Raw genomic sequence first — 15,419 nt, forward strand, 5'->3', positions numbered from 1 at the left:
CGATTTTTCCTTCCTTTTCTTAAGGGAGTGCCATTAGGCTAATAGTTAGTAGAATCATTACTTCAAGGAGAGTGATTCCCCTAGGGTATTTGATGGCTGTGTCTCTATAGCCATGCTTCTGGACCAATAAAAAAATTGTTGCTTTGTTTCTTTAAAATTTATTGCATTAGCAAAATTAGTGCACATTTGCTCTATCACTGCGTTCTTTTTAGATTCCTCTAAATTTTTAAGCAGATAAGAGAAGTCCTTCTCAAAATCAATAAAGGCTGCGGTTTGGCTGCGGCCATCACGCTGAGCATCTAAATAAGATTGCTGCATAAATGTTGTTTCGTGTTCCACTTGTCGTAATATAGTCGTTGCTTGAGTTGTATCCTTCGCACTCACTGCTTTATCATAAGCATCAATCAAGCTATAAACGAAAGCAAAAGATACTTTCATGGATATTTCTATAAACACACCAATAGCATTACTGAGTTGTTTTTCATAAATTTCTACAAAAATAGGGTCTTCGGCATGATTTATAAGCTCTTGTAACTTTTCTGCGGCTGAAGCTAATACGTCCTTAGCGTTTTTAATATTTGAAGCGTCTAAGGAAATTTTTATGTCAGTAAAATCTTTATATAGATCTTTAATTAATTTATCGAACATTATTTTCAACTATTAATAAAAAAGGGCATTAATATATCACTCTATTAATTAAACACACAAGATTGTATGAGTAGTAGATTTCATTAGCAATCACGAAAATAATGCACGTTTTATTCCTTCAAGACTTTTTCCACCTCTAAAATGTGTACTGGCTTAGCTAATAGTTTTTGTAATTGATGCGGTGTGGGTATTGTGACATCAAGTAAAGGTTCAATGACGGTATTAAACTTAGAGGGATCTGCCGTTGCAGCGATAATCCACGGTTCTGCAGATAGTTTTTGCCGTACAAAACAGCCTGTTGCCGTATGAGGACAAATGATTTTTTGGTGCTGGGTATAAACAGCTTTTATTGTATTTTGAATTTCTTCATCACTGACACTAAATGCATTGACATTGCTCTTAAATAAGGCAAAGGTAGGGTATAAAGTTTGAAGGCGTTCAAAATTACTAGGGTTTCCTACATCCATGGCATTTGCCAAGGTACTGATACTGGGACGGGGTTCATAGAGACCTGAGTGTAAAAAATCTGGGATTACTTGGTTGGCATTGGTTGCCAACACGATTTCTCTGATAGGAAATCCCATCAATATAGGAGAGTTCTTCAATGACAAAAGCAGAGCGAACTTTATTGGGATTCGCGGTGTAGATCCCATCGACATCGGTCCATATGGTTAAGCTATTTGCTTTAAATAATTTTGCAAAAATGGCCGCAGAAAAATCACTTCCGTTGCGGCCTAATATTGTGCGCTTTCCATCCAAGGTTGAAGCAATAAATCCGGTGATAATAATTTGGTCGAATGTTTTATCTTTAAGAAACTCATCTAATGCGGTCTGAGTTTTTTGCCAATCAATACAGACAGTGCCATTTTTCTCAAATAGAAACAAAACTTTTGAAGCATCTAAAAAAAGTGTTTGACGAAACTGTCCCAGATAAGCCGATAGTATTTTAGTTGACTATAATTCGCCGTAGCTCAGAATAATATCCTGAATTTCTTTAGAATAGGAATTGGTTAACTGCACTGCATGCAAAATGTCCTTTATTTCATTACAATCTTTTTCAAGAGAACGTATAAGATTCATAGAGTGATGCTCTAATCTTAAGGCTTTAATAAGATCTTGGTGAGACAAATAAAGATCTTCCAAAAGAGGGCGATATGATGATTTACTTTTGGCCGAGTCCAGTAAGGTTTGCAGGATTGACGTGGTGCCTTGAGTTGCTGAAAAATGACCCATAGACGTCAAGCTAAGAGCGAAGTATCATTCTAAGGCTCTCTCCTCCGGGCGAGGGAGGAATTTACCTCATTATTAGAAGCTTCCTAGGCTTAAGTAGTCCGCTATCATTAGCCAATGAAATTTCTTTTAACAAGTAACTCTATAACACTCTGCATTGCTTGATGAGGTGTTAATATCTCCGTATTTATATGTAAATCAGGAGCTAATGGCGCTTCATAGGGGCTACTTATCCCCGTAAACTCCGTAATTTCACCGAGGCGTGCTTTTTTGTACAATCCTTTAACATCTCGCTGTTCCACTACAGCAAGTGGCGCATCGACAAATAGTTCCAGAAATTGTTCCTGACCAATGTATTTTCTGGCCCTATCTCGCTCCTCCTGGAATGGAGAAATAAATGAAACTAGAGTAATCAACCCTGCATCCACCATGAGTTTAGCAATTTCTATAACACGGCGAATATTTTCTGCTCGTCCAGAGACAGAAAAATCAAGGTCTCTGTTCAGCCCATGGCGAATAAGGTCGCCGTCCAAGAGCATACTGTGTTTTCTTTTGAGATTAAGCTCATATTCCACCAGATTGGCAATAGTCGATTTACCCGATCCGGAAAGCCCCGTGAACCAAAGAACGACAGGTTTTTGTCCTTTAATGGCAGCCCTATGATTTTTATTGACTGAAAAAGCTTGGCCTGGCGATTGAGATAAATATCTTAATTGTGAATGGATAAAACCTGCGGCAACCGTTGCATGAGTTAAGCGATCAATTAAGATAAAGCTACCTAATTCTTTATTTGTTTTATAGGAAGAATAGGCAATGGATCGTTCGAGAAATAAATCGCAATCGCCAATGTCATTTAAACGAAAATCATTGGTAGCCAAATGACTCAATGTATGCATATCAATACAATGTTTGGGTTTGCCTAGAGTACACAAGGTAGTCATCGTATTACTTTTAAATAAATACTGGCGGCTGGCAACCATAGGGGTTTCACTCATCCATAGTAAGCTTACAGCAAACTGATCTGCTACCTCACATGGTTTTTCTGCACTACAAAGCATATCACCACGAGATATATCCAGTTCATCGCTCACTGTAATAGTAATGGATTGACCTGCTTGCGCTTGTTGTAAATCACCGTCATAACTAACAATACGAGATACGGTAGTCTGTTGGTTTCCTGGTAGTATTTTAATGGTATCTCCGGGCTTAATCGTGCCGGAGATGACACGACCGGTAATGCCACGAAAATCAAGATGCGGACGGTTTACCCACTGTACTGCCATACGAAAAGGTTCTAGTCTCCGTGAGGATTCAACCGGAATTTCTTCTAGGTACTGCAGTAAGCTAGGTCCCTGATACCAAGGCATATGGCTGGACTGTTTAACTACATTATCCTCTTTCAATGCTGAAATAGGAATGCTATATACTTGTTGAATACCTAATGACTGAGCAAATTGTTGATATTCAGTTTTAATACGTTCATATACGTTTTGGTCATATTGAACTAAATCCATTTTATTGACGGCTAGAATGAGATGTTGCACACCGAGCATGTTTACAATGAAACTATGCCGTCGTGTTTGAGTCAACACGCCTTTACGCGCATCAATAATGATTACTGCTGCGTGTGCAGTTGATGCTCCTGTTGCCATATTACGCGTGTATTGCTCATGTCCTGGTGTATCTGCGACTATGAATTTGCGTTTAGCTGTTGTGAAATAACGATAGGCAACATCAATGGTAATTCCTTGCTCACGCTCCGCGATTAAACCATCTACCAATAGGGCTAAATCCAATTCTTCATTGGTAGTACCGAATTTTTTGCTGTCCTTTGTTAATGCACAAAGCTGATCGTCGTAAATGAGCTGAGACTCGTAGAGAAGACGTCCGATTAACGTTGATTTGCCATCATCTACAGAGCCGCAGGTGATAAACCGTAATAAATCTTTTTGATCATGCATATTAAGATAAGATGTAAAATCTGTCTTGGCCAAATCATCTTTGTACATCAAAAATATCCTTCTTGTTTTTTCTTTTCCATAGATCCCGCACTATCGTGATCAATCATACGTCCTTGTCGCTCTGAATAATTACTGAGTAAAATTTCTTGTATAATTTCTGGCACAGTTTGGGCGCTGGATGCAATTGCTGCAGTTAAGGGGTAACAACCAAGAGTACGAAATCTTACTTGCCGCATCTGTGGTTCTTCCCCTAATTCCATAGGAAGTCGCTCATCATCTACCATAAGTAATAAACCATTACGTTCTACCACGGGGCGTTGAGCGGCATAATAAAGAGGAACAATATCTATTTTTTCTCGATGAATGTATTGCCAAATATCCAATTCAGTCCAATTGGATAAGGGGAATACACGTAAACTTTCATCCGGATTTTTGCGGGTATTATATAAACTCCATAATTCGGGCCTCTGATTTTTGGGATCCCAGCGATGATTTTTAAGGCGTAAAGAAAAAATACGTTCTTTGGCTCGAGATTTTTCCTCATCTCGCCGTGCTCCACCAAAGACTGCATCGAATTTGTATTTATCCAGAGCTTGTTTTAAGGCGGCTGTTTTCATCACATCAGTATAATGTGCTGAGCCATGATTGAAAGGATTAACTCCCTTGGTAATACCTTCCTCATTGGTGTAGGTAATCAGTTCTAAATCCAACTGGCGCATACGACGATCGCGAAAAGCAATCATCTCCCGAAATTTCCAAGTAGTATCCACATGTAACAAAGGAAATGGTGGCTTAGCAGGGTAAAATGCCTTAAGGGCCAAATGCAACATGACGGAACTGTCTTTGCCAATAGAGTAAAGCATAACGGGATTTTCTGTTTCTGCTACAACCTCCCGCATAATATGTATACTTTCTGCCTCGAGGGCATCCAGATGATTAAGGTGCATTATCTATTTCCCTCTACAATGCTTTATAATTTTTAAATATTATTGTTTAGTTTGTTCCTTTTATTGGCTTAACAGTGGCGCCAGACCAACGTATACCCAATTCACCATTACAGTATTCAAGACCTATGCGGGCAGGGGGCAATCGTAATACCTCTTTTTGTTGAACCTCAACACTTATGTCGTTTTGCGACACAGTAACTTTCATCGTACCGGATAAAGGAAGATTTTTAACATTAAGCCCTCGAATGGTGATCCACTCACTACCATTATGTTGCAATATAGAAAGCAGAGCGTCATTCATCATTCGTTGTAATAAGATAATATGCATGTGGGTATCATCAAAAGAACCATGATAGCCAAGAACCGCTGATACATGAGATGGTTCTTCCGATAAGGATAATTCATAATCGAATGCAAATGAACTCACAGTCAAATTAGTTTCGTGACGCAAAATTGCAAGGCAAAGAGCATTCTTATCTACCTTTTTTGAACCATCGGCTAAGGTGATAGCTGCATCAAGTATAAAGTTGTAGTCTTTCCATATGCCACCAATTGCTTTTGTTGCTAATACAGATTGGGCAATCGCCTGTTTTGTAATTTCTTCATAGGTGTTGTGTTCTAAGGAGCGGTCTCTAGTATGATGCAGTGCTGCGTGCTCATTATTACAATCTGCTAATAATTGGTCTAAATTTTCAAACCTATAGCCATGATGAGCTTCGTCAGCAACATCCAAGAGTCTTACCTCATTCACACAACCAAATTGCCCAAGAGCAATATAATCCATTACACGCCATGATTGCCTTTCTAAAATCCACAAAGCGCTTAATGAATTTCCACGTATATCACGTCCTGTTTTCTGGCTTTCCCCAACAACAATATATTCATTACTTGCAGCAAGACCACGGGTATAAATTGGCGATCCTGCTTGCCAAAGCACATCACCAGAAACCACATTCACTATACTTCCTGTTTCCGAATAGCAACTAATATACTGCTCTTCTTCGGTAACCCATATATTGTGCAATCCCGTAAATCCGGACAGGTTTTTTAAAGAGATCAATTCTAAAGAGGGGTAAGATAAGGTTGCTAACTGAGAACCTTTATTGAAACGATGGCACACGACAAAGAGCTGATCATTTTTTAAAAAAACAGAGTTTATATGATCGCCTATCATTGCATCTAGTGAAAGTCTATCCCATCGCACAGGACTTACACCAACTTCCTGATAGATACCAGGCTTTTCAAGGTCAATGACTGTAACAACATTCCTTCCTGTGTTGGTACAAATTACTCGTCCATCAGGAGCACATACGATTTGATGAGGTTGAGAAAGAAAAGGTTTGCTTATCTTTTTTCCTGCACTGATATAGCCAACTTCCGATTGAGCATTTTCCTGCACTGATATAGCCAACTTCCGATTGAGCATATGAAGCAACATCTATAAGAGTGCTATTATCTAGTGCTGAATGAGATAAAATAAGTTGTTCTTGATTAGGAAACCATGAAATTCCATAATACTCTCCTCTACCTATTTCTATTGGCGTAGCTTTTTTAGTAATCAAATCAACACAAAGTAAGTACTTTGGTGTAGCAACAAGAGCATACTGCATCCCTGCATTCCCTATGCTATTTAATAAAGTTTGATACTAATTTATCGATGAGATAAGGTCAATGCCAATTAGTTTTTCAATAGTAGACTTTTTTCTCTGTAACGAGTTTCCGAAGCGGTCTGGTACAGTTGCAAACGAAGTCTATTAAATCTAAACCTAATACGTCTTAGTATTCATACATAGTAACTGTAGGAATTGTTTCTTCAGCGATTGCACATGGTTCTGTAGCCTGCTTAGCACTTTGTTCATTAAAAAAAGCAAATGAATTCCTTCCACTGCTAAAGTTGGGGGATGGACTTTCACAAAACTGCTCAATCAGCTGTTGATTGTTTGTTTGCTGTGTCCAATTGTTTTCAAAACCTTGCTTAAAGCCTTCATAGCGTTGTTGTTGCTCTTCTTCTCTTGCTAATTGTTCGGCGCGGATCGCTTCCTGCCTTTGAGAAAAATATTCTGCAAATCCTTCTCTAGAAAAGGCAACTCGAGTAAATGCTTGAGTGCGCATATTAAGTCCCTCCAGATAGGTCTTTTTCTGACTTTTATATCCTGGACTCATTGATTTATCGATAATTTTTTTATATGCCTCGGGCTGTGTAGTAATAATTATTGATAAGGTTTCAAATAGTTCTTCTTTATTAAATAATCCATGTGGAACTTTATTGGGCAAACCTACAATATAAGATAAAATATTGGAGTTAGCATTATTATAGAATGAATGGCTAAAACAACATTCGGGATCAATTTTTACTGCTTGCCAAAACTCATCAAATTCAACTAACCCGTAATTAACAGGATCCATATCCAGATCCCCTAAAAAATGGGCAACAAGAAAAACAGCAGTCAGACCAACCACAGGTTTTTGTGACGCTGTAATTCTATCTTGATAGGCTAATGATGACCAATCTAGATAATTAGACACTTCTTTTGAAAGCCTATAAATCCGCTGACGATTGGTGACTTGAGAATAAGCCTCTCCTTCACAGAGCTGCATTTTAGGCTGAAATTTACCTAGTAATAGACGATAACATCGTCCGCCAGCAACTGCACTTTCTACCCAGAATTGTTTGTCGGTAAATGGAGCAATAGTTTCCCTCATTTCCTGAGCTTGATATTGATTATGGGACTTCAAAGCCTTAATGCTGGTAGAACAATACCATTTTTGAGCAGTTTCTGGATTTGGGCGATCAAAAATATTAATTACTGCCTCAAGAGAGTTTGTATCACTGTTAAAAGAATCTGGTATAAAAGAGTTTGTATTGCCATCTTCTATATCATCATTTAAGGAATAAGGTACAAAGGCTTTATTAGATTTACCCAAATAAGTGTTGAGCAATGTATCTTTCTCTTTTTCTTTCTCTTCTTCGGATTCTTCTTCAGACTCATCATCTGAACTCATAGAAACATCGTCATCAACATTCTCATCAATATCCATAGAGCCACCTTCATATTCCACATTGGAGAGGTTAGAATGATTAGGTTCTTCTACATTCGAAATTTGAGTTTCTTCTGTGCGGGATTGCTGTGTAGTTTGCTTAGGCATGGACTTATTTCCTCGTCTATTACTTCAATAGATGAATTATGAAGAGCTACTATAACAAAATAAAATCTATTTGTATATAATTTGATCACATTGGGTTGCAATGAAAATCCCTCAACTTCGCTGTTGCTGTCATCCAGAGCCTCAGGTATCGTCACAAAATTTGTAAAGTGAGGAGACAGTCATTTCTTAGATCCGTTCGACCTCAGATCGAACGATTCAGGGACCGATTGGATCAAGAGTATTTATCTGGATAAATTTGTGGCGATCTTTCGGCTCCAAAGAGCAGTGACGTATCGACTTGCTTTGTTTGAAAATCGATAATAAATCGTGGGTTAGAGCGGCTTAGATAGGTTTCTGCTACGCTTTGCAACTTGTCTGCAAAGCGTAGAAATAAGATTTAATATCCTTTTCTCAAAAAAAGAGAATTACTCTTTGGACATGAATTGGTAATCTGTATAGCCTTTAGCATCTCCTCCGTAGAAGGTTGTTTGATCAAAAGCATTGAGAGTAGCATTCACTCTAAAACGCTCTACAAGATCTGGATTGGAAATATATGCTTTGCCAAAGGCAACCAGATCGGCATAACCACTAGCAATAGCTTCTATGGCCATTTCGCGAGTATAGCCATTATTGACCATCCAAGCCCCTCTGAATTCTTTTCGCAGCGCTGGGAAATCAAAGCCGTGAAACTCTCGTGGGCCTCCTGTTGCGCCTTCTATTACGTGAATATAAGCAAGGTTTAAGCGATTAAATTCAGCTACTAGAGGAAAAAAAACAGCACTAGGAGAACTATCGAAAACCCCATTGGCTGGACTTACTGGAGAAATACGGATCGCTGTTCTATGGGCGCCAATTTCTGAGATAATAGCGTCAGCCACTTCAACGGCAAAACGTAAGCGGTTATTGATAGAGCCACCATACTGATCGGTGCGTTGATTAGAACCATCACAGAGAAATTGATGAATGAGGTAGCCATTTGCCCCATGGATTTCAACTCCATCGAAGCCTGCATTTATCGCGTTTCTTGCTGCCTTTCTGTAATCCTCGATAATCACTGAAATTTCTTCTAATTCCAATGCTCGAGGTTGGCCTACTGGGACAAAAGTTCCATTTTCGATAAAGGTACGTTGTCCTATGGGGGCTATTGCAGAAGGAGCAACAGGTAAAACACCACCTGGTTGGAGCGATGGATGTGATATTCTGCCCACATGCCAGAGCTGAGCATAAATTGCTCCACCTCGTGCATGTACCGCTTCTGTAACCAGTTTCCAGCCGACAACTTGTTCTGGAGAATAAATACCAGGTGCCCAGGCATATCCCTTGGCTGTCGGTGAAATTTGTGTTGCCTCAGAAATAATTAAACCGGCACCTGCCCGTTGAGCGTAATATTCTGCATTTAGCTTTTGAGGTACATCAGTACCATGAATGGCACGATTACGAGTTAGGGGAGCCATGACTATTCTATTTCTCAAGCTAAGCCCGCCTAAATTAAAAGGTTCAAATAACACATGAGAGTCAATATCCATTACTGTTACCCTAAAGTTTAGTGTTATTTCGGAGTATAGGAAGTTCTTTGAATGTAGTCAAAAATGATTAAAAATCATTTAGATTGCTTAGACTATTACTTTTTGGCAAGGACTATATCAATGATATGGGTATCGTGGTAAGGGAAGGTGAAAATTTTACTAAATAAACGCTTCAGTCGTTCAATTAAAAAATACTTAGGGAGCATTCTTATAGATAAGGTATTAAGAAACCAGGTACCATCAATTCCAAAGAGTGCCAATTCATCGATATTATTTAGAGTAATAGGGATGACTAAACGTTTGTGATCTATGACTTCAAATTGATGTTGTTGAAACGCTAACAGCAATTCGTCTAGATTGGCTGCCACAGTAGTATTTTTTACTATTGATTTGTAATAGTGCCCTACGACACTGCTTAATATGGAGTCTTGAGCGACAAATTCAGCTAATTGTTGCTGAGCAACTGGAAAAGAATCATAAGTAGTCGTGATCATTGAAAAATGACCATTGGCCCTTGTTAATAATTTGGCTTCGTCAAATAAAACATTGATGGGAATATAGGCATTAATAAAATGAGCAAGAACTAAATCCTGGCTATGTGGTGGTAAATATCGATTGGCTTCCGCCGCGCTACCTTCTATAGTTTTTAACGGTAAAGCTTCACTGGCACGTCTTAACATTTCGGATGATACATCAATGCCTGTAAATTCTGCTTTAGGCATCATATGATGAAGTTTTTGCAAAAAGGCACCATCGCCAACGCCAAGATCAAGAATTTTATAATGAGGTTTTATGCCCAAATAAAATTTCTTCATCTGTTCGATAGCAACAAAATGACTTTCACTAATGGCACCAAAGCGATTAGCTGTAGCATAGTTTTCAGCAATTTGATTATACATGGCCTTCAAGGACATGCAGAAGTTCCTATTTTATTCAATTTTTCAAGTATATCCCTAAATAGGTGAAATTGGCGACTGGTGTTTTAAGGAAAATTAAATTAAGACATTAATTTAGGAAAACAAAAAACCACTATGATTATTTTTCTTTCTTTTTGTTTGTTTTATGAAGTCAGTTAATTGAACATTAGACCTCTTAGGAAACTCACTGAGGGGTCTAATTGCTTCGTCGCTCAGGGCTCAAATGCGTGTACACTCCTGTTTTGCGCATCGTCTCTCTTCGCATTTCATTACCGCGGTGAGTTTCCGAAGAAGTCTATTATCTGAGCAACTTTGGTCAATTCTATTTCTTCTCGTCCATCAATTACTTATCATCTTCATGAATGGCAAGGAAATAATTGCTTTTTCCAAATAAAAAAGAGCGTGAGTATTAATAAATTTCGTGTAGAATTTCCCACAATCGAATATTGGACTTTTGATTCCGTAGCAATGCTGTGTTTTCCTATTTTCATAAGGGGCACACTTTACGGAATGAGACTTGTTGAACGACATTAACTGATGTGGATTTAAGCATGGCAAGAATATTAGTTACTGGTGCTACGGGGTTTGTAGGTCGAAATTTAGTTCCTGCTCTTGTTGGAGCTGGACATGAAGTTCGTTGTGCAGTAACGCGAAAAGTTGAGTATCTGCAAGCAGAGCAAGTGCTCGTTGATAAATTAGAACATCAAACGGATTGGAACGGCGTGCTGAGTGAAATAGATGTAGTGATTCATCTTGCTGCTCGGGTTCATATCATGAAAGAAAAATCCAAATCATCATTGGATGAATATTGCAATGTGAATAGCCTTGCAACAAAAAATTTAGCGGAACAGGCCGCTAAACTTCAGGTAAAGCGATTTATATTTTTGAGTACTATTAAGGTCAATGGCGAGTCAACTGATGAAGGACTTCCTTTTACAGAAGAGAGCATTGCCAAACCAGAAGACCCCTATGGACAGAGTAAACTAAATGCAGAGCAGTATTTGCATTCTATAAGTCAAAATAGTGATATGCAGGTCGTTATTTTAAGGACACCGTTAATTTATGGGGCAGGAGTAAAAGCTAATTTCTTAAAAATGTTGCAATTGGTGGATAAAGGATTGCCTCTACCCTTTGGGAAAATAGAGAACAAAAGAAGTTTTATTTACATAGATAATTTGGTTTCGGCAATTTGCACAGTCATTGACGCTCCTAGGGCCGCGAACCAGCTTTATTTAGTTGCTGACGATAATTCATTATCTTTAACTAATTTGCTACAAGTAATCGCTAAGGAAATGAACGTCAAACTGAGGCTTATTTCTATACCTGCTAATTTATTAATGTGGCTTTTTAAGTTATTGGGCATGAATGGCTTGCGTACTAGACTTTTAGGCTCCTTGGAAGTGAGTAGTAATAAGATAAAATCACAATTAGGATGGAATCCTCCTGTCAGTTCCAGTGAGGGCTTAGCTAGAACTGTCAAATGGTATAAATATGAATCTAATATTTAGTATTTTTTGTATTCTATTTTCTGTGGCATTAACTAAACTATTTTGTGTGTTTGCACAAAATACTAGTTTAATGGATCAGCCTAACGAGCGCTCGTTACATTTAAAACCAACCATTAGAGGCGGGGGGATCATTTTTATTGGCTTGCCTTTAATTGCATTACCCATTCTTTGTGAGTTTACTAAGACGCCTGTGAGTGAATTTTATGTACTACTAATCAGTAGTGTTTTACTTGCTGTGGTGAGTTTTTTAGATGATTTATATAATTTAGCAGTGAAATCAAAATTTCTGGTGCAATTGCTGGTGGCTTTATTAATAGTGCTATTTATGAGGCCTAACCAATTAGATTTTGTCCTCTTTTCCATTACTAATCAGTATATTATTGCTCCTTTTTTATTTATGACCGTACTTTGGGCAATCAATCACTTTAATTTTATGGATGGGCTTGATGGTTTTTGTGCTTCTCAAGCGATGTTTTTATTCGCCGCATATGCTCTATTATTTGGATTGTATGGGGCGGTAATGTATCAAGATTTTTGTTTCATTTTCATTTGTAGTTTGGTGGGCTTTTTAATTTTTAACTTTCCTCCAGCAAAATTATTTATGGGGGATGTTGGCAGCGCCACTTTAGGATTAATTATTTTTTGTATGGCCTTAATCGCACAACAAAAATATCAAGTTCCGATTTTATTTTGGCTGATGCTCAATTGTTTGTTTTTGTTTGATGCAACAGTGACTTTGCTGCGAAGAATTATAAAGAAAGAAAAGTGGGCCTCCCCCCACAGAAAACACGCTTATCAACGTTTAAGGCAGTTTGGTGTGAATGCCCGCACTATTTTGTTCGGTCAATTAGTGATTAATAGTGTTTTTTTAGTCTTAGTTTTGTTATCGCGTGCCAATATGATACATATAGGGCTGTTATTACTATTGGAGTTGGGTTTTATCTCTTTGATGTATTATTTGATTGAAAAGCTTTTTCCTATGTTTCAACAAGTGAAATCTTAAGTATATTTTAATAGAACGGACGAGCATATGACTCTTGTCTATTTCTTTATGATAGATTTTTATGAGATAATTTATCGTCTCTGCTGAGGTTTTTCCGCTGTCATTGTGAATAAGGTAAAGCAATTCATATTTAAATATTAAATTGTTTTGCTGTATTAATGTTCGTAATAACAGCATTAGCAATTTTTTCCTTGATAGAGAAAATTTTTTTGAATGATTATTTTTACAATTTAGTACAAAGGGCACGGTTTATAATTTTTGCTAACAATATTGGTTCCATAAAGTTAAATTGTATTCTATTGATTTTATTGATATATTTTTTAGGAAAATAATAATAAAGTATTTTTGGGGAACGTTTGAGTATTTACGGGTGAAATTAACATCGAAAGACAGTAGTTTTTTTTGTAAATTTAAAAGATGAATCTCCATTTTCTTAATACTCTGTTAATAATCAGCGTGTAAAATAAACATTCAAACAATAAGTTTGTTTAATTTTTGTTCATTTTGTGGCTGCTAAGAACACCATGGATGCGTTCTATGGAGAAGGAGGTGGCTGCTTTGTTAGGGAGATTAGGTCATGTTGATATTGACTCGACGTATAGGTGAAACATTAATCATCGGTGATGATGTTAATATAACGGTTCTAGGTGTAAAAGGTAACCAGGTTCGTCTTGGTATTAATGCACCCAAAGATGTATCTGTTCATCGTGAAGAAATTTATTTGCGCATACAACAAGAGAAAGAATCAGACGATTCAGAAGACACAGCTGTATAAATCGAATTTCTCGCAGATCATCCAGTTCCGAGCACTTAATAATGCTCGGGGCGAACAAAAATCCCCCCTAAAAATCATCTTTTCGCATCTCAATTAAAGACAATTATCCGTAGTTAATAACATCAGCTTATTATAGATCTCTTTCCAATCTCTACTATAGAGCCAGAAATTGCTTCGTTAATACGGTGCTCGAATCCTCATGTTTCCTGTACACGTAGGTTCCGCGTTCCATGTCTTCCTTCACACTTCCCTCACCACAGCGAGTTTGGAAAGCGGTCTAATGTTGCTATGCTCAATCAACTTATACTAGAATGCTAGCCGATTATAAATTTGAGTGCACACCATCCCGTTGTTTCTTTGCAGTAAAATCACATTTAAAATATGTAGCATCTCAATACGTCTAGGCAACGTTTTTGCCGCCAATTATTAAAATGAAAAGAGTGTAGCAAGCATGTTAAATAGTTTTCTGGAAAAAATTAAAAGCAAAGAAGCAATCATAGGCATTGTTGGCTTAGGATATGTAGGCCTTCCATTGATGCTACGTTTTGCAGAAGTCGGCTTTAGAGTTATCGGTATCGATATAGATGAGCGCAAAAATGAGCTACTTAAACAAGGAAAATCTTATATTCAGCATATTTCTTCTGAAAGTATTATTGCAGTAAAAAGTCAATTTACTGCCACCGCAGATTTTTCCCTGAGTCGTGAATGTGATGCCCTAATCCTTTGTGTTCCAACTCCGTTAAATAAATTTCGCGAGCCGGATTTAAGTTTTGTACTTAATACTATGGATGCATTAGTCCCTTATTTAAGGCCAGGTCAGTTGGTTTCCTTGGAAAGCACCACTTATCCTGGTACAACTGAGGAAGAGTTAAAACCTCGTGCGGAAAGTACTGGGCTTATTATCGGTGAGAATATTTTTCTTACCTATTCTCCTGAAAGAGAAGATCCAGGTAATCCCCACTTTACAACAGCAACTATTCCTAAAGTCTGTGGTGGGGATACAGAAAATTGCTCTATAGCGGGTCATGCACTTTATTCCGCTGTGATTCATACAGTAGTTAAGGTCTCTTCAACTAAAATAGCTGAAATGACCAAACTGCTGGAAAATATTCATCGTTCAGTGAATATTGGTTTGGTCAATGAGATGAAAATTCTTGCAGATAAAATGTCAATAGATATTCATGAAGTCATTGATGCAGCAGCAACTAAGCCCTTTGGCTTTGTTCCTTATTATCCTGGTCCTGGAATCGGTGGGCACTGTATCCCTATTGATCCTTTTTATCTTACTTGGAAGGCTCGTGAATACGGTTTGCATACGCGTTTCATTGAATTAGCCGGTGAAATAAATAGTGGCATGCCGGATTGGGTGGTAGATAAAGTGGCTGAAGCGTTAAACCAAAGAGCCCAGGCTATTAAAAATAGCAAAATCTTGATCTTAGGCATTGCATATAAACGTAATATTGATGATATGCGTGAGTCTCCGTCTGTCAGAATTATGGAGTTGTTACGTGAGAAGGGAGCCATAGTGTCTTATTCTGATCCACACGTACCTTCTTTTCCGAAAATGCGAGAGCATCATTTTGAGTTAGATAGTGTGTCATTGGATGCGCAAACTATTAGTGCTTATGACTGTGTGGTACTTGCAACAGCACACCGCGATTTTAATTATGACTTAATTGCCCAGAATGCTCGGTTAATTGTTGATACTCGAGCGGGATTTAAACAATACAAACAAGATAATATTGTGAGTGCTTAAA

At 37.8% G+C, this 15,419-nt stretch carries 14 protein-coding genes; 4 read left to right on the plus strand and 10 right to left on the minus strand.

Annotated features, from left to right (window positions below):
- Positions 1 to 57: 57 nt before the first annotated feature.
- From LFA_RS03410 to LFA_RS03450, 10 genes are all read right to left on the minus strand, one after another.
- Complete coding sequence (locus LFA_RS03410) at positions 58 to 648, minus strand: hypothetical protein (RefSeq protein ID WP_045094930.1); 591 nt, start codon at positions 646 to 648, stop codon at positions 58 to 60.
- A 110-nt stretch (positions 649 to 758) separates the two neighbouring features.
- Positions 759 to 1,115, minus strand: coding sequence for a PALP domain-containing protein (locus LFA_RS03415; protein ID WP_197541200.1), 357 nt, complete (start codon positions 1,113 to 1,115; stop codon positions 759 to 761).
- Positions 1,116 to 1,149: 34 nt separating this feature from the next.
- Positions 1,150 to 1,533, minus strand: coding sequence for an amino acid kinase family protein (locus LFA_RS19340; protein ID WP_172653457.1), 384 nt, complete (start codon positions 1,531 to 1,533; stop codon positions 1,150 to 1,152).
- Between the two features lie 69 nt (positions 1,534 to 1,602).
- Complete coding sequence (locus LFA_RS03420) at positions 1,603 to 1,881, minus strand: amino acid kinase family protein (RefSeq protein WP_045094931.1); 279 nt, start codon at positions 1,879 to 1,881, stop codon at positions 1,603 to 1,605.
- A gap of 107 nt (positions 1,882 to 1,988) precedes the next feature.
- The gene (gene cysN / locus LFA_RS03425) at positions 1,989 to 3,887 is read right to left on the minus strand and encodes a sulfate adenylyltransferase subunit CysN (protein WP_045094932.1); all 1,899 of its coding nucleotides are present in this window, start codon (positions 3,885 to 3,887) and stop codon (positions 1,989 to 1,991) included.
- Positions 3,887 to 4,786: a sulfate adenylyltransferase subunit CysD gene (gene cysD / locus LFA_RS03430; protein ID WP_045094933.1), complete on the minus strand. Its 900-nt coding sequence runs from the start codon at positions 4,784 to 4,786 to the stop codon at positions 3,887 to 3,889. Before cysD ends, cysN begins: the two co-directional genes overlap by 1 nt.
- A gap of 46 nt (positions 4,787 to 4,832) precedes the next feature.
- Positions 4,833 to 6,212: a hypothetical protein gene (locus tag LFA_RS03435; RefSeq protein ID WP_045094934.1), complete on the minus strand. Its 1,380-nt coding sequence runs from the start codon at positions 6,210 to 6,212 to the stop codon at positions 4,833 to 4,835.
- Positions 6,213 to 6,562: 350 nt separating this feature from the next.
- Positions 6,563 to 7,933, minus strand: coding sequence for a hypothetical protein (locus tag LFA_RS03440; protein WP_045094935.1), 1,371 nt, complete (start codon positions 7,931 to 7,933; stop codon positions 6,563 to 6,565).
- Positions 7,934 to 8,358: 425 nt separating this feature from the next.
- Entirely contained in the window at positions 8,359 to 9,459 is a 1,101-nt protein-coding gene (locus LFA_RS03445; protein WP_269447740.1) for an alkene reductase, read from the minus strand.
- 95 nt (positions 9,460 to 9,554) lie between these two features.
- Positions 9,555 to 10,373, minus strand: coding sequence for a class I SAM-dependent methyltransferase (locus tag LFA_RS03450; RefSeq protein ID WP_045094936.1), 819 nt, complete (start codon positions 10,371 to 10,373; stop codon positions 9,555 to 9,557).
- 554 nt (positions 10,374 to 10,927) lie between these two features.
- Here LFA_RS03450 and LFA_RS03455 point away from each other — a divergent pair.
- The 4 genes from LFA_RS03455 to LFA_RS03470 all read left to right on the plus strand — a co-directional run bounded on the left by LFA_RS03455 (position 10,928) and on the right by LFA_RS03470 (position 15,418).
- Positions 10,928 to 11,884, plus strand: a complete 957-nt coding sequence (locus tag LFA_RS03455; protein WP_045094937.1) for an NAD-dependent epimerase/dehydratase family protein — start codon at positions 10,928 to 10,930, stop codon at positions 11,882 to 11,884.
- The gene (locus LFA_RS03460) at positions 11,868 to 12,887 is read left to right on the plus strand and encodes an MraY family glycosyltransferase (protein WP_157010269.1); all 1,020 of its coding nucleotides are present in this window, start codon (positions 11,868 to 11,870) and stop codon (positions 12,885 to 12,887) included. The genes LFA_RS03455 and LFA_RS03460 overlap by 17 nt, the downstream gene beginning before the upstream one ends.
- A gap of 577 nt (positions 12,888 to 13,464) precedes the next feature.
- Positions 13,465 to 13,662, plus strand: a complete 198-nt coding sequence (gene csrA, locus LFA_RS03465) for a carbon storage regulator CsrA (protein WP_045094938.1) — start codon at positions 13,465 to 13,467, stop codon at positions 13,660 to 13,662.
- Positions 13,663 to 14,113: 451 nt separating this feature from the next.
- On the plus strand, positions 14,114 to 15,418 hold the full coding sequence (locus tag LFA_RS03470) for a nucleotide sugar dehydrogenase (RefSeq protein WP_045094939.1): 1,305 nt from the start codon (positions 14,114 to 14,116) through the stop codon (positions 15,416 to 15,418).
- The last annotated feature ends 1 nt before the right edge of the window (position 15,419 follow it).

Origin of the sequence: Legionella fallonii LLAP-10, assembly GCF_000953135.1 — a bacterium.
GTDB lineage: Bacteria > Pseudomonadota > Gammaproteobacteria > Legionellales > Legionellaceae > Legionella > Legionella fallonii.

Coding starts and splice junctions, on each gene's coding strand:
- LFA_RS03410 (WP_045094930.1), bottom strand. CDS start 648: ATGTTCGATAAATTAATTAAAGATCTATATAAAGATTTTACTGACATA.
- LFA_RS03415 (WP_197541200.1), bottom strand. CDS start 1,115: ATGGATGTAGGAAACCCTAGTAATTTTGAACGCCTTCAAACTTTATAC.
- LFA_RS03420 (WP_045094931.1), bottom strand. CDS start 1,881: ATGGGTCATTTTTCAGCAACTCAAGGCACCACGTCAATCCTGCAAACC.
- cysN (WP_045094932.1), bottom strand. CDS start 3,887: ATGTACAAAGATGATTTGGCCAAGACAGATTTTACATCTTATCTTAAT.
- cysD (WP_045094933.1), bottom strand. CDS start 4,786: ATGCACCTTAATCATCTGGATGCCCTCGAGGCAGAAAGTATACATATT.
- LFA_RS03435 (WP_045094934.1), bottom strand. CDS start 6,212: ATGCTCAATCGGAAGTTGGCTATATCAGTGCAGGAAAATGCTCAATCG.
- LFA_RS03440 (WP_045094935.1), bottom strand. CDS start 7,933: ATGCCTAAGCAAACTACACAGCAATCCCGCACAGAAGAAACTCAAATT.
- LFA_RS03445 (WP_269447740.1), bottom strand. CDS start 9,459: ATGGATATTGACTCTCATGTGTTATTTGAACCTTTTAATTTAGGCGGG.
- LFA_RS03450 (WP_045094936.1), bottom strand. CDS start 10,373: ATGTCCTTGAAGGCCATGTATAATCAAATTGCTGAAAACTATGCTACA.
- LFA_RS03455 (WP_045094937.1), top strand. CDS start 10,928: ATGGCAAGAATATTAGTTACTGGTGCTACGGGGTTTGTAGGTCGAAAT.
- LFA_RS03460 (WP_157010269.1), top strand. CDS start 11,868: ATGAATCTAATATTTAGTATTTTTTGTATTCTATTTTCTGTGGCATTA.
- csrA (WP_045094938.1), top strand. CDS start 13,465: ATGTTGATATTGACTCGACGTATAGGTGAAACATTAATCATCGGTGAT.
- LFA_RS03470 (WP_045094939.1), top strand. CDS start 14,114: ATGTTAAATAGTTTTCTGGAAAAAATTAAAAGCAAAGAAGCAATCATA.